This is a genomic window from Streptomyces sp. NPDC091412, from assembly GCF_044756885.1.
In the GTDB taxonomy this organism is placed as follows: Bacteria; Actinomycetota; Actinomycetes; order Streptomycetales; family Streptomycetaceae; genus Streptomyces.
The window spans coordinates 682,879-702,441 of sequence record NZ_JBIVTV010000004.1 but is presented as its reverse complement, the minus strand read 5'-3'; the positions used below and the strand labels follow the sequence as shown (position 1 = coordinate 702,441).

The following is a 19,563-nucleotide window of genomic DNA, read 5'->3' as shown; positions in this document are numbered from 1 at the left end:
CGGGCGGGCCGGATCGCGCAAGTACCCGGCGGTTCAGACCGCCTAAACGGTGACGATCCCGGCTGTGTCGCCGCAACTCCTGACACGGTATCGCGATCAGCGGTGACACACACCACACCGTTCTGTCCGGTTCGCGTGTTCGGGAGCACGCGTCCGGGCAGGGGACGCCCGATGAAACCCCAGGGTTACCTCGCGGTAGAGATGACGTGCGGCTTGCGCGAGGTACACGATGGGGAACGGTGCAGGCACAGGCAGACAAACCTACAGGAACCCAGGAAACCAACAGAACGAACCCAGATACGCCCCAGACATGTCAGCCCTCTGACAGGTAAGGAACAGCGTGGCTTCCGGATCCGATCGAAACCCGATCATCATTGGCGGCCTCCCGAGTCAGGTTCCTGACTTCGATCCCGAGGAGACCCAGGAGTGGCTCGACTCGCTCGACGCCGCGGTCGACGAGCGGGGCCGGGAGCGGGCCCGCTACCTCATGCTCCGGCTGATCGAGCGCGCCCGCGAGAAGCGCGTGGCCGTGCCCGAGATGCGCAGCACGGACTACGTCAACACGATCCCCACCAAGAGCGAGCCGTTCTTCCCCGGCAACGAGGAGATCGAGCGCAAGATCCTCAACGCCACGCGCTGGAACGCCGCGGTGATGGTCTCCCGCGCCCAGCGGCCGGGCATCGGCGTCGGCGGCCACATCGCCACCTTCGCCTCCTCCGCCTCCCTCTACGACGTCGGCTTCAACCACTTCTTCCGCGGCAAGGACGACGGCCGGGGCGGCGACCAGGTCTTCTTCCAGGGGCACGCCTCACCGGGCATCTACGCGCGCGCGTACCTGCTGGACCGGCTCACCGAACAGCACCTGGACGGCTTCCGCCAGGAGAAGTCCAAGTCGCCGTACGGCCTGTCCAGCTATCCGCATCCACGCTCGATGCCGGACTTCTGGGAGTTCCCGACGGTCTCCATGGGCCTCGGCCCGATCGGCGCGATCTTCCAGGCCCGGATGAACCGGTACATGCACGCGCGCGGGATCGCGGACACCTCCGACTCGCACGTGTGGGCCTTCCTCGGCGACGGCGAGATGGACGAGCCGGAGTCGCTCGGCCAGTTGTCCATCGCCGCCCGTGAGGGCCTGGACAACCTGACCTTCGTGGTCAACTGCAACCTCCAGCGCCTGGACGGCCCGGTCCGCGGCAACGGCAAGATCATCCAGGAGCTGGAGTCGGTCTTCCGGGGCGCCGGCTGGAACGTCATCAAGCTGATCTGGGACCGCACCTGGGACCCGCTGCTGGCCCAGGACCGCGACGGCGTGCTGGTCAACAGGATGAACACCACGCCGGACGGCCAGTTCCAGACCTACGCCACCGAGTCCGGCGCCTACATCCGCGAGCACTTCTTCGGCGACGACCACCGGCTGCGCAAGATGGTCGAGAACATGACCGACCAGCAGATCCTGCACCTGGGCCGCGGCGGCCACGACCACCGCAAGATCTACGCGGCCTACAAGGCGGCCCTGGAGCACAAGGGGCAGCCGACGGTCATCCTGGCCAAGACGATCAAGGGCTGGACGCTCGGTCCGAACTTCGAGGGCCGCAACGCCACCCACCAGATGAAGAAGCTGACGGTCGACGACCTCAAGCACTTCCGCGACCGGCTGCACCTGCCGATCTCCGACCGGGAGCTGGAGTCCGGCCCGCCGCCGTACTACCACCCGGGCCGGGACACCGAGGAGATCCAGTACATGCACGACCGCCGCAAGGGCTGCGGCGGCTACGTGCCGACCCGGATGGTGCGCTCCAAGCCGCTCGAACTGCCGGGCGACCGGACGTACGCGTCGGTGAAGAAGGGCTCGGGCCAGCAGTCCATCGCGACCACCATGGCCTTCGTGCGGCTGCTGAAGGACCTCATGCGGGACAAGGAGATCGGCAGGCGGTTCGTGCTGATCGCGCCGGACGAGTACCGCACGTTCGGCATGGACTCCTTCTTCCCGAGTGCGAAGATCTACAACCCGCTCGGCCAGCAGTACGAGTCCGTCGACCGCGATCTGCTGCTCGCCTACAAGGAGTCGCCGACCGGGCAGATGCTGCACGACGGCATCTCCGAGGCGGGCTGCACGGCCTCGCTGATCGCGGCGGGCTCGGCCTACGCCACCCATGGCGAGCCGCTGATCCCGGTGTACGTCTTCTACTCGATGTTCGGTTTCCAGCGCACCGGCGACCAGTTCTGGCAGATGGCCGACCAGCTGGCGCGCGGTTTCGTCCTGGGCGCGACCGCCGGCCGCACGACCCTGACCGGTGAGGGTCTCCAGCACGCCGACGGCCACTCCCAGCTGCTGGCCTCCACCAACCCGGCATGCGTGGCCTACGACCCGGCGTACGGGTACGAGATCGCGCACATCGTGCAGGACGGCCTGCGCCGCATGTACGGCGGCGACGAGCGGCATCCGCACGGCGAGGACGTCTTCTACTACCTCACCGTCTACAACGAGCCGATCCAGCAGCCGGCCGAGCCGGCGGACGTCGACGTCGAGGGCATCCTCAAGGGCCTGCACCGGCTCGGCGAGGGCACGGCGGGCGACATCCCGGCGCAGATCATGGCGTCGGGCGTGGCGGTCCCGTGGGCCCTCGAGGCCCAGCGGATCCTCGCCGAGGAGTGGAACGTCAGGGCCGGCGTCTGGTCCGCGACCTCCTGGAACGAGCTGCGGCGCGAGGCCGTGGCATGCGAGGAGTACAACCTGCTGCACCCGGAGGAGGAGCAGCGGGTGCCGTGGTTGACGCGGAGGCTGAGCGCGGCCGAGGGGCCGTTCGTGGCCGTCTCCGACTGGATGCGCTCGGTGCCGGACCAGATCGCGCGGTGGGTGCCGGGGACGTACCAGTCGCTGGGCGCCGACGGCTTCGGCTTCGCCGACACCCGTGGGGCGGCCCGGCGGTTCTTCCACATCGACGCCCAGTCGATCGTGCTGGCGGTGCTGACGGAGCTGGCCCGTGAGGGCAAGGTCGACCGGTCGGTGCTGAAGCAGGCCCTCGACCGCTACCGGATCCTGGAGGTGTCGGCGGCCGACCCGGGCACGGCGGGCGGCGACGCCTAGAGCCGGAGAAACGTCTGGAGCCGGAAACCCGAAAAGGGAGGGCGGCGGACCGATGGCCCGCCGCCCTCCCTTTTCCGGTGTCAGAACAGGTTTTCCGGTGTCGGAACAGGCCGTTGCCCGGGGTCGCCGCTCCGGCAAGCCGGACGACGGCCAGGAGCGTGTCGATGGCGCCCAGGACCACGGCGACCAGCGCCGGGAGCGAGCGGCCGCCCGTCCAGGTGCGGCCCATCGCGAGCCGGCCGCAGGCGACCGCCGCCGGGCCGAGGACGATGCCCAGCGCGAAGAAGCCGGCGATCGCGCACCCCGGTTCCGGCCGCCGAAGCCGCCCGCGCGCCGCTCCCCTCCGGCGGCGCGCCGCGGCCGCTTCTCCCCCGTCCTCTGCGGAGGACTTGACCCACTGTCACCTGCGGTGCGGGCGAAATCCAGGGAACGTCGGCGGAGTCCCCCTGACGGGCGAACTCCGCCGCTCGAAGGAGTCCTCAGATGTGGCCGACGCCCGCGCCCGCCTCCGCGTTCTCCCCGCGCTTGGTGAGCAGCGCCACGAGGACGGCCACGGCCGCGATCGCGGCGGCGACGAGGGAGGCGAGGCTCATGCCGGAGATGAAGGTGTCGTGCGCGACGGTGGTGATCTTCGTGGCAATCATCTCGGGCGTGCCCTGCGGCACCGGCGCCGCGCCGAACTGGACCGCCTCGGAGGCCTGGTCCAGCTGGGCGGGGGTGAGCGGCGGGAGCCCCGCGTCCTTCCAGTTGCCGGCCAGGTCGTTGTTGACCTTGGAGGCCATCACGGCGCCCAGCACGGCCGTACCGAGGCTGCCGCCGATCTGCATGGCGGACTGCTGGAGCCCGCCGGCCACACCGGACAGCTCCAGGGGCGCGTTGCCGACGATGACCTCGGTGGCACCGACCATGACGGGGGCGAGGCCGAGGCCGAGCAGGGCGAACCAGAGCGACATGGTGAGGCTGCTGGTGCCCGTCTCGAGCGTCGACATGCCGTACATGGCGAGCGCGGTGGCGGCCATGCCGCCCGCCAGCGGGATGCGCGGGCCCACCTTGGTGATCATGAAGCCCGCGAGCGGGGAGCCGACGATCATCATGCCGGTGAGCGGGAGAAGGTGCGTACCCGCCTCGATCGGGCTCATCCCGTGCACGTTCTGGAGGTAGAAGGTGACGAAGAACAGACCGCCCATGAACGCGATGGCCATCAGCACCATGAGCACCACGCCGGCGGACAGCGGGACCGAACGGAACAGCGCCAGCGGGATCAGCGGCTCCTTCACCTTCGTCTCCCAGAGGGCGAAGGCGGCGAAGCCGAGCACGGACGCGGCGATGAACGTCCATGTCGTGCCGTCGCCCCAGCCCCAGGCCGGAGCCTTGATCAGGGCCCACACCAGGCAGAACATCGCGCCTGAGAGCAGGACGATGCCGGGGATGTCGAAGGAGCGCGGCGCGTTCTCGGCGCGGTGGTCGAGCAGGATCAGCAGGCCCAGGACCAGGGCGAGAACGCCGACGGGCACGTTGATGAAGAACACCGACTGCCAGTTGACGTGCTCGACGAGCACACCGCCGAGGATCGGGCCGCCGGCGGTGGAGGCACCGATGACCATGCCCCAGATGCCGATGGCCATGTTCAGCTTCTCGGCCGGGAAGGTGGCCCGCAGCAGGCCGAGCGCGGCCGGCATCAGCAGCGCCCCGAACAGGCCCTGGAAGACCCGGAAGGTGATGACCATGGCGATGCTGTTCGACAGGCCGATGGCGCCCGAGGCGGCGGCGAAGCCGGTCACGCCGATGAGGAAGGTCTGCCGGTGTCCGAAGCGGTCACCGAGCTTGCCCGCGGTGATCAGGGAGACCGCGAGGGCGAGGAAGTAGGCGTTGGTGATCCACTGCACGTCGGCGAGGGTCGCGTGCAGTTCCTTGCCGATGACGGGGTTGGCGATGGCCACGATGGTGCCGTCGAGGGCCACCATCATGACCCCTACGGCGACGGTGATCAGGGTGACCCACGGGTGCCCTCGCAGCCCCTTGGCGGGCGTGGGGTCCGATGGGCCCGCTGGGGCTTTGTCCCCCGGCCCCGTCGTGTCGATGGTGGTCTGACTAGTCATGCATTCGAGGCTAATGACAGTCACTGACAAACGACAAACCAATTCACAAGTCGGTAACTGACATGCCACTCCCCTATAGTCTGATCAGGGGAAACTGTTCGCGTTCGGGGAAGCGGTGCGGAAGAGAAGTCCGGAGAGGTCCATGGAGACGGCGGGGACCGCCGGGACGGCGCCACGGACGGTGCCGCGGACGCCGGCACGGCCGGGGCTGCGGGAACGCAAGAAGCGGCGCACCCGCGACGCACTGCTGCGGGCGGCGCTGGAACTGTTCACCACCCAGGGGTACGAACGGACGACGGTCGACGAGATCGCCGAGGCCGTCGACGTCTCCCAGCGCACCTTCTTCCGCTACTTCCCCAACAAGGAGGAGGCCGCCTTCGCCGTGCAGGAGATCGTGGAGGCGCACTTCGTCGACTCGCTGCGCGGCCGCCCGCCCGGGGAGGCTCCGCTGGAGGCGCTGCGCCGGGGCCTGCTGGAGGGCTGGGACACGATCAGCGACGCCGTGGGGAGCGTCGTGCCCGTGGAGCTGTACCTGCGCATGTTCCGGGTGATCGAGTCGACGCCGGCCCTGTTCGCCGAACATCTGCGCCGTTCGGCGGAGACCGAGGAGCAGATCGCGCGGCTGCTCGCCGAGCGTGAGGGCCTCGACGTGGACGCCGATCCGCGGCCGCGGCTGGCGGTGGCCGTGTTCGGCGCGGTGATGCGGGTGACGAGCCGTCAGTGGAGCACACGCGAGGACGCCGGCCAGGAGGCCATGCGGGAACTCACCGCCGCGTACCTCGACCAGGTGGGCCCCGCACTCACCGGGAACTGGCGTACGAGCCCGCGGCCTTGAGCCCGGACATTCAACCGATCTTGAACTGCCGTACGCAGGACCGATCTTGAAAACGCTCACCGGCTGAGGTCACCGTCACACTGCTCGAAACGTGATACCTGTCACTCGGTTAACGCGAGACCGTCCCGTTCTCCTAGTGTGTCCTCCCAGTGACTTCCTTCGACACCTCCCCACAACTCAACGTCTGGCGCGCACTGCTCGCGCTGGCCGTGGTCTTCGTGATGCTGGCCACCACCGGCTGGACCGCGGTGCGCGGCCATCGCGGAACCACCGCCCTCCAGGCGTCGCTGACCGCCTGGGACCACGGCCGCCTGCACGGGCACCGGCTGCCGGACGCGGACGCCTCCCCCACCCTGCTGCGGCGCTACTTCGCCTCGCTCGGCGCGCAGGACCGCGGCCGGCTCGCCCGTCGCTACCCGCTCGCGGTCGGCAACATGGACGGCGCGCCGGTCCGGCTGCGCTACCAGGCCAACCGGATCGCGCTCCACCAGGCACGCAAGGTCGAGCTGGCCCGTATGCACGACAGCCGGCTCTCACCGGTCGGGCAGCAGGACGCGGGCCGCCGCATGCAGCGCTACACCTCGCTGATGGCGAAGGACCGGCAGATCCTGGCCTTCGATCCCGACGGGACGGGCCGGGTCGCCGAGGTCTTCGGCGACCTGGGGAGAGCCCAGCGGGTCTCCGTCGTCGTCCCCGGCGTCGACACCGACCTGTTCACCTTCCGGAAGACCTACCGCCCGTACTCGGCGCCGTACGGCATGGCGAAGTCGCTGTACGCGGCCGAGCGCAGGGCGGCCCCCTCGACCCGTACGGCCGTGATCGCCTGGGCCGACTACACCGCGCCCAGCGGGCTCGGCGTGGACGCGGCCACGGCGATGCGCGCCGAGGAGGGCGCGGTGCGGCTGAACAAGCTGCTGCGGGGACTGCCCGGCGACTCGTCCGTCTCGCTGTTCTGCCACAGCTACGGGTCGGTGGTGTGCGGTGTCGCCGCGCGGGAGCTGCCGCAGCGGGTGTCCGACATAGCGGTGGCCGCAAGCCCCGGCATGCGGGTGCGGAGCGCCTCCCAACTGCACACCTCCGCCCGGGTGTGGGCGATGCGGGACGCCACCGACTGGATCCAGGACGTGCCCTACCTCGAACTCGGCGGCCTCGGCCACGGCGCCGACCCGGTCTCCGCGGACTTCGGGGCACGGGTGCTGTCGGCACGGGGCGCCAAGGGTCACGCCGGTTACTTCGAGCCGGGCACCGACAGCCTGGCGAACTTCGCCGAGATCGGGGTCGGCTCGTACGGGTCGGTGCGGTGCGCACATGACGATGACGGATGCCGGGCGGATTTGTCCGGCGCGACACCGGCCGGACGCGCGTAGAGACAGCAGGAACTGCGGTCTGTCCGGGGAGGGACGAAGGAGCTTTGCGCCCCCTACGATGAGCCGCATGGGTGACGTACTGACCGGATTTCACGCTGCCTGGGAGTTCGAGTCCGATTCCGTGCTCATCCGTTACGAACGGGGGATTCGAACACCCAAGCTCTTCCAGGCCCTCGGTGCCCGCCGGATCCCGCTGGCGGCACTCGCGGGTGTGACACTCACCGCGGGCCGACGCGGCACCGTGGTCCTGAGTGCCGAGCCCAGACCGGGCGCCGATCCGCTGATGGAGGCGGCCGACGGGCAACTCAAAGAGGGGTGCGACCCGTATCGGCTGGTGCTCCCCGCCGAGCGGGAGACGCTGGCCGAGTACTACGCCGAGGAACTGCGCGCCCGCCTTTCCGCGAACGGGCCGGCCGACCGCCACCTGGTGGCGGCACCGCAGGCCCCTCAGCAGTTCAAGGCCTACGACGGGAAGGCGTCCTTCGACGGTACGGCGGTGCGGTTCCGGTGGTCGTGGACGGGAGCCTCCTCGGCCAAGTGGAAGGCCGGCGACCAGAGCTTCCCCGTCGCCGACATGGGCGGGGTGGAGTGGCGCTCGCCCGAGGTGTTCGAGGGGCATCTGCGGCTGCTGCCGCGCGATCCGGGTGCCGCCGCGCAGTCGCGGCAGCCGGATCAGGATCCGGCCGCGGTGGTGTTCGGGCTCGGGTACGGGCCCGTGCACGAGTCACTGCCGTTCGCCGCGGCCGTACTGGCCGCCGTGCGGGCGGCGGGCCCGGCGACGCCGGTGCCGGTACCGGTGCCGGCCCCGCGCCGCGACCCCGCGGACATCGCGGAGCGGATCCGCCACCTCGGGGAGCTGCATCGGGCGGGGCTGGTGACCGACGAGGAGTTCTCGCTGAAGAAGGCGGAACTCCTGGCCGAGCTGTAGCGGCCCGGCCAGGAGCGCCCGTGCCGCCGGCGCGGCACGGGCGGGCTTCCGTCCGGCCGCACCCGGCGGCGGGCGGTCACCGCTGTTCCCGGCCCCGCGACGTGAACGACATGTCGGCGTACCGCGCGCCCGACACCTGCGCGGCGATCGGCTCCAGCAGTGCCAGCTCCTCCCCGGTCAGCACGATCCGCGTCGCCGCCACGTTCTCCTCCACCCGGCTCGGCCTGCGGGTGCCGGGGATCTGGACGACCGGGAGGCCGTGCACGGACGACCGCTGCTGCACCCAGGCCAGGGCGATCTGCGCGAGCGAGGCTCCGTGGGCCTTCGCGACCGTGCGGATCGGCTCCAGCAGGGCGGCGTTGGCCACCGCGTTCTCCCCCTGGAAGCGGGGCATGGTGCGGCGGAAGTCGTCGTCGGTCAGCTCCTTCGCGGCGTCGACGAACCCGCCGGTCAGAAAGCCCCGCCCGAGCGGCGAGTACGGCACCAGCGCCACGCCGAGGTCGCGTGCTGCGGGCACCACGTGCGTCTCGATGTCACGGCTGAACAGCGACCACTCCGACTGGACGGCGGCGATCGGATGCACGTCCCGCGCGGCCCGCAGCTCGTCGGCCGTGGCTTCGCTCAGGCCCAGGTGCTTCACCTTGCCCTCGCGCACCAGGTCGGCCATGGTCCCGACGCTCTCCTCGATCGGGACGTTCACGTCACGGCGGTGCATGTAGTAGAGGTCGATCACGTCGACGTCCAGGCGCTCCAGGCTCGCCTCGACGGCCTGCCGTATGTAGGGCGGGTCATTGCGGATGATCCGCTTGGCCGGCTCGTCCGGCGGGATCGACAGGGCGAACTTGGTGGCGATCACGACCTCGTCCCGGTGCGCCTTCAGGAACGGGGCGAGGAACCGCTCGTTCTCGCCCTGCCCGTAGGCGTCCGCCGTGTCGTAGAGGGTCACGCCCAGTTCCAGGGCCCGCTCCAGGGTGGCGCGGGACTCCCCCGCGTCCGCGGGGCCGTAGGCGAAGCTCATGCCCATGCATCCGAGGCCCTGTACGCCGACCTCCGGTCCGTCCTCGCCCAGCCGTACGGTCGGGATCCTGCTTTCGGTCATCGCGTTGTCTCCGCTTCTCAGGGACGTTCGCTTCTTCGGTGGCGTCCGGCTTCTGAGCGGCGCCGCGGTTCAGTGGCGTCCGTGGTTCAACGGCGTCCGTGGTTCAACGGCGTCCGTGGTTCAACGGCGTCCGGCGTCCGCGTAGAAACTGATCTTGCGGTCCAGTACCGCGAGCGTGTCCCGCAGTTCGGCGATCCGGGCCAGGACGTCCCGGCGGGTCGCCTCCAGCAGCGCGTGCCGGTCGCCGTAGGTGCCCTCGCCCGCACGCACCAGCTCCGCGTACCGGACCATGTCGGCGACCGGCATCCCGGTCAGCCGGAGCTTGCCGACCAGGTCGAGCCAGTCGAGGTCGCGGTTGGTGTACCGGCGCTGGCCCGTGTGCGAGCGGTCGACGTGGGGCATCAGGCCGATCCGCTCGTACCAGCGCAGGGTGTGGGCCGTCAGCCCGGTGAAGGCGACGACCTCGCTGATCGTGTAGCCGTCCTGCCCGTCGGGGCGCGGGTGCCGCCGGGGTGGGGCGGAGCAGAGGTCGGCGCCGGTGGGGGCTTCCTCGGTCTCCTCGATGGTCACGGCCGTGGTCTGCGTCACCGTCATGGCCCCACGCTATGACCTTGGAGTGCACTCCAAGCAAGCGGAACCCGGCAGGGCGGCGAGAAATGCGCGCGACGCGGGGCGGGCGCGGTGACTAGCGTGCCGGACATGAGTCTCGTACGACGTGCTGAGCCCGGGGACGCCGCGGAAGTGCTGCGACTGCGCCAGGTGATGATCGACTCGGTCCACGGCACCGATCCTTCCACCGACTGGCACGCGGAGTCACTGCCCACCCTGCGCGCGAAGCTGGCGGACCCGGACGGGGACTTCGCGGCGTATGTCGTGGACCATCCGGAACGACCGGGGGCGCTGGCCGCGCTGGTGGCGGGCACGATCGACTACCGGATCGGCCGGGCGGGCCATCCGGGAGGCTCGGTCGGCTACGTCTTCAGCGTCGCGACGGACCCGGACGCCCGCCGTCGCGGGTACGCGCGCGCGTGCATGGAGACGCTGCTGGACTGGTTCCGCGAGCGCGGTGCCGGCCGGGTACAGCTCACCACGTCCACCGAGGGGGCACCGCTGTACACCTCCCTCGGCTTCCGGCCCAAGCCCGACCCGTTGCTGGAGCTGTGGCTGTGAGCGCTTAGGCTCGACGTCATGTCGTTGAACTCCCTGGCGTCGATCGAGAACTGGCCGGTCCCCACCGCGGCGGCGGGCGTGGTCCGCGCGGACGGCACGGTCCTGGGCACGCACGGCCCGACCGCGCGGCCCTTCCCGCTGGCCTCGGTCACCAAGCCGCTGGCGGCGTACGCGGTGCTCGTCGCCTACGAGGAGGGCGCGATCGAGCTGGACGAGCCGGCCGGTCCGCCCGGGGCGACCGTCCGCCATCTGCTCGCCCACACCTCGGGCCTGGCCTTCGATGAACACCGGGTGACCTCCCCGCCCGGCGAGCGGCGGCTCTACTCCAACGCCGGCTTCGAGCAGCTCGGCGACCATGTGGCCAAGGCCACGGACATCCCGTTCGCCGAGTACCTGCGCCAGGCGGTCCTGGCCCCGCTGGGCATGACGCGGACGACCCTGGAGGGCTCCCCGGCGAAGGACGGGGTGTCCACGGTCGAGGACCTGCTCCGCTTCGCCGCCGAGATCCAGGCCCCGCGCCTGCTGGACCCGCGCACGGTCGCGGAGGCGATGACGGTGCAGTACCCCGGCACCAAGGGCGTCCTGCCGGGCTACGGCCACCAGAACCCCAACGACTGGGGCCTGGGCTTCGAGATCCGCGACTCCAAGTCCCCTCACTGGACGGGTACTTCCTCGTCCCCCCGTACTTTCGGCCACTTCGGCCAGTCCGGCACGTTCCTGTGGATCGACCCGGCCGCCGGCGTCTCCTGCGCAGCCCTGACCGACCGCGCCTTCGGCCCCTGGGCCATCGAGGCCTGGCCCCCGTTCACGGACGCGGTACTGGCCGAACTGCGCGCCGCCTGAGAACAGGCCGACCAATGGACATCACTTTCCGGCGTCTGCTCCCCTCGGACACCGAGCCCCTGGTCCGCTTCCTGACCGGCGAGAGCTGGCCGTTCCACAGCGTCGGCGAGGTCGACGGCGACACGGCGCGCCGGTGGATCGCCGAGGGACGCTTCGAGAGCGGGGAGAACAGGAGCTTCTGGATCCTGATCGGTGCGGAACCCGTCGGCGTGGTCCGGCTCATGGACCTTGCCGACAGCACGCCCCTGTTCGACCTTCGCCTGCGGGCCGGGCACCGGGGTCGCGGCATCGGCCGTGAAGCCGTGACCTGGCTGACGCGGTACCTGTTCGAGGAGTTCCCGCACGCGCACCGCATCGAGGGAACCACACGCCGGGACAACCACCCGATGCGCCGCGTCTTCCTGCGCTGCGGCTACGCCAAGGAAGCGCACTACCGGGACGCCTGGCCGTCCCAGGACGGAACGCTCCACGACACGGTCGGCTACGCGATCCTGCGCCGCGACTGGCTGACCGGCCGAGTCACGCTCCCCCAGTGGAACGACGAACCCGTCGACCGAGGGCCGACGAGGTAACGGGGCCGGGCGTCGACGCCGTTCACGGCGTCAGTGGGCCGCCATCTCCCACATCAGCAGTTCCGCGTTCGTCAGTGCCAGCGTCTCCATGTCCCTGGCGGACGTGATGCGGGCCGCGTCTCCTGGGCCCAGCCGGGCAGCGCCCAGGCGTACTTCGCCGCGTACGACGTGGACGTACACATACGGCGCGTCCGGGATCGCCGTTCGTTCGGTCGGGGCGAGGCGGCGTACGTGGAGCATGGCGCCGGCCTCCGGGACGGCGTAGGGGGTGGAGTCGGCGATGCCGTGGACGAGCTCGTAGCAGGGGGTGCCGCCGGGTTCCAGGGGGGCCAGCCAGGTCTGGACGAAGGTCAGGGGGATGGGGCCCGCGTTGCGTTCCACGTGGTGGACGCCGCCCGCCGAGCTCAGGCGCTGTACGTCGCCGGGGCGGACCACCGTCTCATGGCCCGTGGAGTCGCGGTGGGTCAGCTCGCCCTCGACGACCCACGTGACGATCTCGGTGTGGCTGTGCCGGTGCTCGTCGAAACCGGCACCGGGGGCCAGGTGTTCCTCGTTGCAGGCGATCATCACGCCGAAGCGGAGGTTGTCCGGATCGTAGTGCGGGCCGAAGGAGAAGGCGTGCCGGGAGGTGATTCCGGCGGCCGGCTCGCCGCCCTCGTAGCGCTCAGCCGCGCGCCGTACTTCCGTCGTCACGCGGACCACCGTAGTGCCCGGCCGTGACGGGCCGGAGCAGCCCAGGCCCGACCCGGCGACACGCACGCACGTCCGGATGAGGCAGTCTTGTCCCCGTGCCCGAACCCGAATCCCGCCAGGCCGAAGCCGCAGCCCACTCCGTCCATCCGCATTCCGCGACCCTGAAAAGACTGGAGAAGTCCTCCGGGTCGCTGGCCGCGCAGGCGATCGCGCGGATGGACGAGACGCTGCCGTGGTACCGGGCGATGCCCCCGGAGAACCGTTCGTGGATCGGGCTGGTCGCCCAGGCGGGCATCGCCGCCTTCACCGAGTGGTTCCGGCACCCGGACGCGCCCCAGGCGATCTCCACCGATGTGTTCGGGACCGCGCCGCGCGAGCTGACGCGGGCGATCACGCTGCGGCAGACCGTGGAGATGGTGCGCACCACGATCGAGGTCATGGAGTCGGCCATCGACGAGGTGGCGGCGCCGGGGGACGAGGCCGTGCTCCGGGAGGCGCTGCTCGTCTACGCCCGCGAGATCGCCTTCGCCACCGCCCAGGTCTACGCGCAGGCCGCCGAGGCACGCGGTGCCTGGGACGCCCGGCTGGAGTCCCTGGTCGTCAACGCGGTGCTCAGCGGGGAGGCCGACGAGGGGGCCGTGTCGCGGGCCGCCGCCCTGGGCTGGAACTCCCCCGAACACGTGTGCGTGGTGCTCGGGACCGCGCCCGACGGGGACTCCGAGCTGACCGTGGAGGCCATCCGGCGGGCCGCCCGGCACGCCAAGCTCCAGGTGCTCACCGGCGTGCTCGGGGACCGGCTGGTCGTCATCGCGGGCGGGAGCGACAACCCGCTGGCGGTGGCCAAGTCGCTGATCGGGCCCTTCGCCGCCGGGCCGGTCGTCGCCGGCCCGGTGGTGCCGGATCTGCTGGCCGCGACCCGGTCCGCGCAGGCAGCCGCGGCCGGACTCAAGGCGTGTTCCGCCTGGCAGGACGCCCCGCGGCCGGTGCTGGCGGACGATCTGCTGCCGGAGCGCGCCATCGCCGGTGACCCGGGCGCGCGGGAGCAGTTGGTAGAGGAGATCTACAGACCGCTGGAGGAGGCCGGCTCCGCGCTGCTCGAAACTCTCAGCGTCTATCTGGAGCAGGCGAGCAGTCTGGAAGGCGCGGCCAGAATGCTCTTCGTTCACCCGAACACCGTGCGCTACCGGCTCCGACGTGTGACTGACGTCACCGGTTGGTCACCCTCCGATGTACGATCCGCGTTCACCCTGCGGATCGCACTGATCCTGGGGCGTCTGGCCGACGGAGATCCCCAGGCCTAGGCTTTTGTCGGGGGCCCACAAAACCCCCTGCCGTTCTTCGTCCCTGTCCCCACGGGCGGCCGCGGCCGTCCCCAAGAGAGAGTGTGAGAGTGCTCGTACTCGTCGCTCCCGGCCAAGGCGCCCAGACGCCCGGCTTCCTGACTCCCTGGCTCGAACTGCCCGGCGCCGCCGACCGTGTGGCCGCCTGGTCCGACGTCATCGGCCTGGACCTCGTGCACTACGGCACGCAGGCCGACGCGGACGCGATCCGCGACACCGCGGTGGCCCAGCCGCTGCTGGTCGCCGCCGGGCTCCTGTCGGCCGCGGCACTGGGTGACACCGGCGCGGACGTGGTCGCCGGCCACAGTGTCGGCGAGATCACCGCCGCCGCCTTCGCGGGCGTCCTGGAGGACACCGCCGCGCTGACCCTGGTCCGCCGCCGGGGCCAGGCCATGGCCGAGGCCGCCGCGATCACCGAGACGGGCATGTCCGCGCTGCTGGGCGGCGACCCGGAGGTGTCCGCCGCGCACCTGGCCAAGCTGGGCCTGACCCCGGCGAACGTCAACGGCGCGGGCCAGATCGTGGCCGCCGGCACCATGGAGCAGCTCGCCGCGCTGAACGAGGACAAGCCCGAGGGCGTGCGCAAGGTCGTCCCGCTGAAGGTGGCCGGTGCCTTCCACACGCACCACATGGCCCCCGCGGTCGAGAAGCTGGCGGAGGCCGCCAAGTCGCTCTCGCCCGTCGACCCGAAGGTCACCTACGTCTCCAACAAGGACGGCCGGGCCGTGCACAGCGGCGACGAGGTCGTCGAGCGGCTGGTCGGGCAGGTCGCCAACCCGGTCCGCTGGGACCTGTGCATGGAGACCTTCAAGGAGCTCGGCGCCACCGCCCTGATCGAGGTGTGCCCCGGCGGCACCCTGATCGGCCTGGCCAAGCGCGCGCTGCCCGGCGTGAAGACGCTGGCGCTGAAGACCCCCGACGACCTCGACGCGGCCCGCGAGCTCATCGCCGAGCACGCGAGCGCCTGACGCCTTAAGGAGCCGACGAGCATGTCGAAGATCAAGCCCAGCAAGGGTGCCCCGTATGCGCGCATCCTCGGTGTGGGTGGCTACCGGCCCACACGCGTGGTGCCCAACGAGGTGATCCTTGAGCGGATCGACTCGTCCGACGAGTGGATCCGCTCGCGCTCGGGCATCGAGACCCGGCACTGGGCGTCGCCCGAGGAGACCGTCGCGGCGATGTCGATCGAGGCCTCCGGCAAGGCGATCGCGGACGCCGGGATCGACGCCTCCCGGATCGGCGCGGTGGTCGTCTCGACGGTCTCGCACTTCAGCCAGACCCCGGCCGTCGCCACCGAGATCGCGGACAAGCTCGGCACGAACAAGGCGGCCGCCTTCGACATCTCGGCGGGCTGCGCCGGCTTCGGCTACGGCCTCACCCTGGCCAAGGGCCTGGTCGTCGAGGGTTCGGCGGAGTACGTGCTGGTCATCGGGGTGGAGCGGCTCTCCGACCTGACCGACCTGGAGGACCGGGCCACGGCCTTCCTCTTCGGCGACGGAGCCGGCGCGGTCGTGGTCGGCCCCTCGCAGGAGCCCGCGATCGGCCCGACCGTGTGGGGCTCGGAGGGTGACAAGGCCGAGACCATCAAGCAGACCGTGCCGTGGGACCGCTTCCGGATCGGCGACGTGTCCGAACTCCCCGTCGACAGCGAGGGCAACGTCAAGTTCCCCGCGATCACGCAGGAGGGCCAGGCGGTGTTCCGCTGGGCCGTGTTCGAGATGGCGAAGGTCGCCCAGCAGGCACTGGACGCGGCCGGGATCACCCCGGACGAACTGGACGTCTTCATCCCGCACCAGGCCAACGTGCGGATCATCGACTCGATGGTGAAGACGCTCAAGCTGCCGGAGCACGTCACGGTCGCCCGTGACATCCGCACCACCGGCAACACCTCGGCCGCCTCGATCCCGCTCGCGATGGAGCGGCTCCTGGCGACCGGCGAGGCGAAGAGCGGCGACACCGCGCTCGTCATCGGCTTCGGGGCGGGTCTCGTGTACGCCGCGACGGTCGTTACCCTCCCCTAGGCACTCCGTGCCGGATCATGCTTCCGGTGCGGGACCGCACAACCCTGCCGCTGACGCGGTGGGCGCCACACCCTCTGGAAAACTACGAAGGAGCGCCGACATGGCCGCCACTCAGGAAGAGATCGTCGCCGGTCTCGCGGAGATCGTGAACGAGATCGCCGGGATCCCGGTCGAGGACGTCCAGCTGGACAAGTCCTTCACCGACGACCTGGACGTCGACTCGCTGTCCATGGTCGAGGTCGTCGTCGCCGCCGAAGAGCGCTTCGACGTCAAGATCCCCGACGAGGACGTCAAGAACCTCAAGACGGTCGGCGACGCGACCGACTACATCCTCAAGCACCAGGGCTGATCGACCGATCACAGCCTTGGGCTGACTGCCCCGCCACCCGGCGGTGGCGCCGTACGAATCCTCGTTCCGTTGGAGAAAGAATTCCCGTGAGCTCGACCAATCGCACCGTGGTCGTCACCGGTATCGGCGCAACCACACCGCTGGGTGGCGACGTAGCCTCTACGTGGGAGGGCCTGGTCGCCGGCAAGTCCGGCGTGAAGCCCCTGACCCAGGAGTGGGCGGCCGACCAGGCCGTCCGTATCGCCGCTCCGGTGGCCGTGGAGCCGACCGAGGTCATCCCGCGGCCGCAGGCTCGCCGTCTGGACCGCTCGGCGCAGTTCGCGCTGATCGCGGCCCAGGAGGCCTGGAAGGACGCCGGTTTCACCGGCAAGGCCGGTGAGGACGGCTCCGTCGACCCGGACCGGCTCGGCACGGTCGTCGCCTCCGGCATCGGCGGCGTGACCACCCTGCTGGACCAGTACGACGTGCTGAAGGAGAAGGGCGTCCGCCGCGTCTCCCCGCACACCGTCCCCATGCTGATGCCGAACGGCCCCTCGGCCAACGTGGGCCTGCTCGTGGGCGCCCGCGCGGGCGTGCACACGCCGGTCTCGGCGTGTGCCTCGGGTGCCGAGGCCATCGGCTACGCCATCGAGATGATCCGCACCGGCCGTGCCGACGTGGTCGTCGCCGGCGGTACGGAGGCGGCGATCCACCCGCTGCCCATCGCCGCGTTCGGCAACATGATGGCGATGTCGAAGAACAACGAGGACCCCGAGGGCGCCTCGCGCCCCTACGACGTCGACCGGGACGGCTTCGTCCTCGGCGAGGGCGCGGGTGTGCTCGTCCTGGAGTCCGCCGAGCACGCCGCCAAGCGCGGTGCCCGCGTCTACGCGGAGGCGGTCGGCCAGGGCATCTCCGCCGACTCCCACGACATCGTCCAGCCCGAGCCGGAGGGCCGGGGCATCTCGCACGCCCTGCAGCACCTGCTCGACAGCACCGACCTGGACCCGGCGGAGATCGTGCACGTGAACGCGCACGCCACCTCGACGCCGGCGGGTGACATCGCCGAGCTGAAGGCGCTGCGCAAGGTCTTCGGCGACCACGCCGACCACATCGCGGTCTCCGCGACCAAGTCGATGATCGGTCACCTGCTCGGTGGCGCGGGCGGTGTGGAGTCGGTGGCGACCGTGCTGGCGCTGTACCACCGGGTGGCTCCGCCGACCATCAACGTCGAGAACATCGACCCCGAGGCCGAGGCGAACGCGGACGTGGTCCGCGGGGAGGCGCGCAAGCTGCCCGCCGAGGGCCGTATCGCCGCGCTGAACGACTCGTTCGGCTTCGGCGGGCACAACGTGGTGCTGGCGTTCCGGACGGTCTGAGAACCCCCGGCAGCGGATGTCCGAAGGGCCCCCACCGATTCGGTGGGGGCCCTTCGGACATCCGCAAGCGGTCGTACTCCGGAGCGGCCGGATCCTGAAGCCGTCAGACCACCTGGTGCAGCCAGCGCACGGGGGCGCCTTCACCCGCATAGCGGAACGGCTCCAACTCGTCGTCCCAGGGCTTGCCCAGGAGCTTGGCGAGTTCGGCTTCCAGGTCGGTCTCGCCGCGCTGAGAGCGCAGCAGGGCGGCGCGCAGCCGGTCCTCGGGGATGAGGATGTCGCCGTGGATGCCGGTGACGGCGTGGAAGATACCGAGGTCGGGAGTGCAGCTGTAGCGCTCGCCCTCGGCGGTGGGGCAGGGCTCGGCGGTGACCTCGAAGCGCAGCAACTGCCAGCCGCGCAGCGCGGAGGCGAGTTTGGAGGCGGTGCCGGGCTGGCCCTGCCAGGAGAACTCCGAGCGCCAGGTGCCGGGCGCGGCGGGCTGCCGGATCCAGTCCAGGCTGACGCGCGTACCGAGCACCCCGGCGACGGCCCACTCGACGTGCGGGCACAGCGCGCGCGGCGCGGAGTGCACGTACAGAACTCCACGTGTCGTCACCGGGACCTCCGGACAGAGCGGGACATGGTGCGGGCGGGCGGACAGCGGTGGCGTGTGAGGCCACGTTGATGGCGAGGCTACCGTGAGACGGGGCAAGGAGTGTGACGTACCGTCGGTCCCGGTGCCAGGAAACGCCCTCCATTCACCCAGGGGGACGCTTGTACGGGTGCGAGCCCCCCACTCGAGTGGGGGCGGGAACCCTCACGCGTTCTCATGGAGGGAAGCACTTCACGACGACCGAGGGGAACACCAGGGCATGCGGAAACAACTTCACCGTACCCGGGCCGCTCACGCCGTCGTGGCGGCGGCCGTACTGGCCACCGCGGGCTGCAAGGCCGTCGGACTGGAGGCCGGAACCGGAGCCTCCCGCCCGTCCGCGGCACCGCCACCCGTCTGGAACACCAGCCCGGACTCGATCGCCGCGGTCGGCGACTCCATCACCCGCGGCTTCGACTCCTGCATGGTGCTCACGGACTGCCCGGAGGCGTCCTGGGCGACGGGCAGCGACGCGTCGGTCAACAGCCTGGCGGTGCGGTTGCTCGGGTTGACCGGGGCGGCCCAGCGCAGCTGGAACTTCGCGGTGACCGGGTCCCGGATGGCCGATCTGAACGGCCAGATGGCACAGGCCGTGCGGAAGAAGCCGCAGTTGGTGACCGTCATGGCCGGCGCGAACGACGCCTGCCGGGACTCCCTGGACACGATGACGCCGGTGTCGGTCTTCCGGGCCGAGTTCGAGGCCGCGATGGACACACTGCGTCAAGCCCTGCCCAAGACACAGGTGTACGTCTCCAGCGTGCCGGATCTGAAGCGGCTGTGGTCCGAGGGCCGTACGAACGCGCTGGGCAAGCAGATCTGGAAGCTCGGCATCTGCCCCTCCATGCTGGGCGACGCCGACGCGCTGGACGCGACGGCCACCAAGCGGCGCGACACGGTGCAGGCCCGGGTGCGGGCGTACAACAAGGTGCTGAAGGAGGTCTGCGCGAAGGACCACCGCTGCCGCTTCGACAACAACGCGGTCTTCGACTACCGCTTCGGCACCGACCAGCTGAGCCACTGGGACTGGTTCCACCCGAGCCGCGACGGCCAGGCCCGGATCGCCGAGATCGCCTACCGGACCGTCACCGCGAAGACCCCCTGAAGGGCCCTTGAAGACCTCCGCGGAGCCCCCGCGGAGCCCCTGCGGAGCCGCCGGAAGGCCCCTGA

18 protein-coding genes and 1 pseudogene are annotated in these 19,563 nt (G+C 70.8%); 13 read left to right on the top strand and 6 right to left on the bottom strand.

Annotated elements, in window-relative coordinates; translation table 11 throughout:
• The first annotated feature begins 340 nt into the window (after nt 1-340).
• On the top strand, nt 341-3,088 hold the full coding sequence (gene aceE, locus ACIQMV_RS14395; protein ID WP_402592864.1) for a pyruvate dehydrogenase (acetyl-transferring), homodimeric type: 2,748 nt from the start codon (nt 341-343) through the stop codon (nt 3,086-3,088).
• A gap of 106 nt (nt 3,089-3,194) precedes the next feature.
• On the opposite strand, the pseudogene ACIQMV_RS14390 reads toward aceE, so the two are convergent.
• Nucleotides 3,195-3,389 (bottom strand): annotated as a pseudogene (locus ACIQMV_RS14390) (small hydrophobic protein); the annotation flags it as partial.
• A 178-nt stretch (nt 3,390-3,567) separates the two neighbouring features.
• On the bottom strand, nt 3,568-5,187 hold the full coding sequence (locus tag ACIQMV_RS14385; protein WP_402592863.1) for an MFS transporter: 1,620 nt from the start codon (nt 5,185-5,187) through the stop codon (nt 3,568-3,570).
• Between the two features lie 142 nt (nt 5,188-5,329).
• On the opposite strand from ACIQMV_RS14385, the gene ACIQMV_RS14380 reads away from it, so the two are divergent.
• The 3 genes from ACIQMV_RS14380 to ACIQMV_RS14370 all read left to right on the top strand — a co-directional run bounded on the left by ACIQMV_RS14380 (nt 5,330) and on the right by ACIQMV_RS14370 (nt 8,317).
• Nucleotides 5,330-6,022 (top strand): TetR family transcriptional regulator, encoded by a 693-nt coding sequence (locus ACIQMV_RS14380; RefSeq protein ID WP_402592862.1) that lies wholly within the window; start codon nt 5,330-5,332, stop codon nt 6,020-6,022.
• 149 nt (nt 6,023-6,171) lie between these two features.
• Nucleotides 6,172-7,389 (top strand): alpha/beta hydrolase, encoded by a 1,218-nt coding sequence (locus ACIQMV_RS14375; RefSeq protein WP_402592861.1) that lies wholly within the window; start codon nt 6,172-6,174, stop codon nt 7,387-7,389.
• 67 nt (nt 7,390-7,456) lie between these two features.
• Complete coding sequence (locus ACIQMV_RS14370) at nt 7,457-8,317, top strand: DUF4429 domain-containing protein (RefSeq protein WP_401771253.1); 861 nt, start codon at nt 7,457-7,459, stop codon at nt 8,315-8,317.
• A 76-nt stretch (nt 8,318-8,393) separates the two neighbouring features.
• On the opposite strand, the gene ACIQMV_RS14365 is transcribed toward ACIQMV_RS14370, so the two are convergent.
• Nucleotides 8,394-9,416, bottom strand: coding sequence for an aldo/keto reductase (locus tag ACIQMV_RS14365; protein WP_402592860.1), 1,023 nt, complete (start codon nt 9,414-9,416; stop codon nt 8,394-8,396).
• Between the two features lie 120 nt (nt 9,417-9,536).
• A complete protein-coding gene (locus ACIQMV_RS14360) occupies nt 9,537-10,010 on the bottom strand; it encodes a MerR family transcriptional regulator (protein WP_141361241.1) in 474 nt (157 codons plus the stop codon).
• Nucleotides 10,011-10,115: 105 nt separating this feature from the next.
• Here ACIQMV_RS14360 and ACIQMV_RS14355 point away from each other — a divergent pair, with 105 nt between their 5' ends.
• From ACIQMV_RS14355 to ACIQMV_RS14345, 3 genes are read left to right on the top strand one after another with little or no spacing between them, the layout of a single operon-like run.
• Nucleotides 10,116-10,586: a GNAT family N-acetyltransferase gene (locus ACIQMV_RS14355; protein WP_402592859.1), complete on the top strand. Its 471-nt coding sequence runs from the start codon at nt 10,116-10,118 to the stop codon at nt 10,584-10,586.
• An 18-nt stretch (nt 10,587-10,604) separates the two neighbouring features.
• Entirely contained in the window at nt 10,605-11,429 is an 825-nt protein-coding gene (locus tag ACIQMV_RS14350) for a serine hydrolase domain-containing protein (protein WP_401771249.1), read from the top strand.
• 14 nt (nt 11,430-11,443) lie between these two features.
• Nucleotides 11,444-12,001: a GNAT family N-acetyltransferase gene (locus tag ACIQMV_RS14345; protein WP_402592858.1), complete on the top strand. Its 558-nt coding sequence runs from the start codon at nt 11,444-11,446 to the stop codon at nt 11,999-12,001.
• A 30-nt stretch (nt 12,002-12,031) separates the two neighbouring features.
• Here the strand turns inward: ACIQMV_RS14345 and ACIQMV_RS14340 are convergent, their stop codons facing one another.
• Entirely contained in the window at nt 12,032-12,694 is a 663-nt protein-coding gene (locus ACIQMV_RS14340; RefSeq protein ID WP_141361233.1) for a pirin family protein, read from the bottom strand.
• A gap of 95 nt (nt 12,695-12,789) precedes the next feature.
• Here ACIQMV_RS14340 and fasR point away from each other — a divergent pair, with 95 nt between their 5' ends.
• The 5 genes from fasR (at nt 12,790) to fabF (ending at nt 17,762) form a co-directional block, all read left to right on the top strand.
• Nucleotides 12,790-13,995, top strand: a complete 1,206-nt coding sequence (gene fasR / locus ACIQMV_RS14335) for a fatty acid biosynthesis transcriptional regulator FasR (RefSeq protein ID WP_141361231.1) — start codon at nt 12,790-12,792, stop codon at nt 13,993-13,995.
• An 89-nt stretch (nt 13,996-14,084) separates the two neighbouring features.
• Nucleotides 14,085-15,002 carry an ACP S-malonyltransferase gene (locus ACIQMV_RS14330; protein ID WP_141361229.1) on the top strand — a complete coding sequence of 306 codons (918 nt, stop codon included), beginning with the start codon at nt 14,085-14,087 and terminating at the stop codon, nt 15,000-15,002.
• A 21-nt stretch (nt 15,003-15,023) separates the two neighbouring features.
• Nucleotides 15,024-16,055, top strand: coding sequence for a ketoacyl-ACP synthase III (locus tag ACIQMV_RS14325; protein WP_141361227.1), 1,032 nt, complete (start codon nt 15,024-15,026; stop codon nt 16,053-16,055).
• Nucleotides 16,056-16,155: 100 nt separating this feature from the next.
• On the top strand, nt 16,156-16,404 hold the full coding sequence (locus ACIQMV_RS14320) for an acyl carrier protein (protein WP_003989952.1): 249 nt from the start codon (nt 16,156-16,158) through the stop codon (nt 16,402-16,404).
• 86 nt (nt 16,405-16,490) lie between these two features.
• Nucleotides 16,491-17,762, top strand: a complete 1,272-nt coding sequence (fabF, locus tag ACIQMV_RS14315) for a beta-ketoacyl-ACP synthase II (RefSeq protein ID WP_141361223.1) — start codon at nt 16,491-16,493, stop codon at nt 17,760-17,762.
• A 103-nt stretch (nt 17,763-17,865) separates the two neighbouring features.
• Here fabF and ACIQMV_RS14310 read toward each other — a convergent pair whose 3' ends face one another.
• Nucleotides 17,866-18,360: a DUF3145 domain-containing protein gene (locus ACIQMV_RS14310; RefSeq protein ID WP_141361221.1), complete on the bottom strand. Its 495-nt coding sequence runs from the start codon at nt 18,358-18,360 to the stop codon at nt 17,866-17,868.
• 256 nt (nt 18,361-18,616) lie between these two features.
• On the opposite strand from ACIQMV_RS14310, the gene ACIQMV_RS14305 reads away from it, so the two are divergent.
• Nucleotides 18,617-19,498: an SGNH/GDSL hydrolase family protein gene (locus tag ACIQMV_RS14305; protein WP_402592857.1), complete on the top strand. Its 882-nt coding sequence runs from the start codon at nt 18,617-18,619 to the stop codon at nt 19,496-19,498.
• Nucleotides 19,499-19,563: the final 65 nt, after the last annotated feature.

Coding starts and splice junctions, on each gene's coding strand:
- ACIQMV_RS14320 (WP_003989952.1), top strand. CDS start 16,156: ATGGCCGCCACTCAGGAAGAGATCGTCGCCGGTCTCGCGGAGATCGTG.
- ACIQMV_RS14350 (WP_401771249.1), top strand. CDS start 10,605: ATGTCGTTGAACTCCCTGGCGTCGATCGAGAACTGGCCGGTCCCCACC.
- ACIQMV_RS14355 (WP_402592859.1), top strand. CDS start 10,116: ATGAGTCTCGTACGACGTGCTGAGCCCGGGGACGCCGCGGAAGTGCTG.
- ACIQMV_RS14305 (WP_402592857.1), top strand. CDS start 18,617: ATGCGGAAACAACTTCACCGTACCCGGGCCGCTCACGCCGTCGTGGCG.
- ACIQMV_RS14370 (WP_401771253.1), top strand. CDS start 7,457: ATGGGTGACGTACTGACCGGATTTCACGCTGCCTGGGAGTTCGAGTCC.
- ACIQMV_RS14365 (WP_402592860.1), bottom strand. CDS start 9,416: ATGACCGAAAGCAGGATCCCGACCGTACGGCTGGGCGAGGACGGACCG.
- ACIQMV_RS14325 (WP_141361227.1), top strand. CDS start 15,024: ATGTCGAAGATCAAGCCCAGCAAGGGTGCCCCGTATGCGCGCATCCTC.
- ACIQMV_RS14385 (WP_402592863.1), bottom strand. CDS start 5,187: ATGACTAGTCAGACCACCATCGACACGACGGGGCCGGGGGACAAAGCC.
- ACIQMV_RS14360 (WP_141361241.1), bottom strand. CDS start 10,010: ATGACGGTGACGCAGACCACGGCCGTGACCATCGAGGAGACCGAGGAA.
- ACIQMV_RS14380 (WP_402592862.1), top strand. CDS start 5,330: ATGGAGACGGCGGGGACCGCCGGGACGGCGCCACGGACGGTGCCGCGG.
- ACIQMV_RS14345 (WP_402592858.1), top strand. CDS start 11,444: ATGGACATCACTTTCCGGCGTCTGCTCCCCTCGGACACCGAGCCCCTG.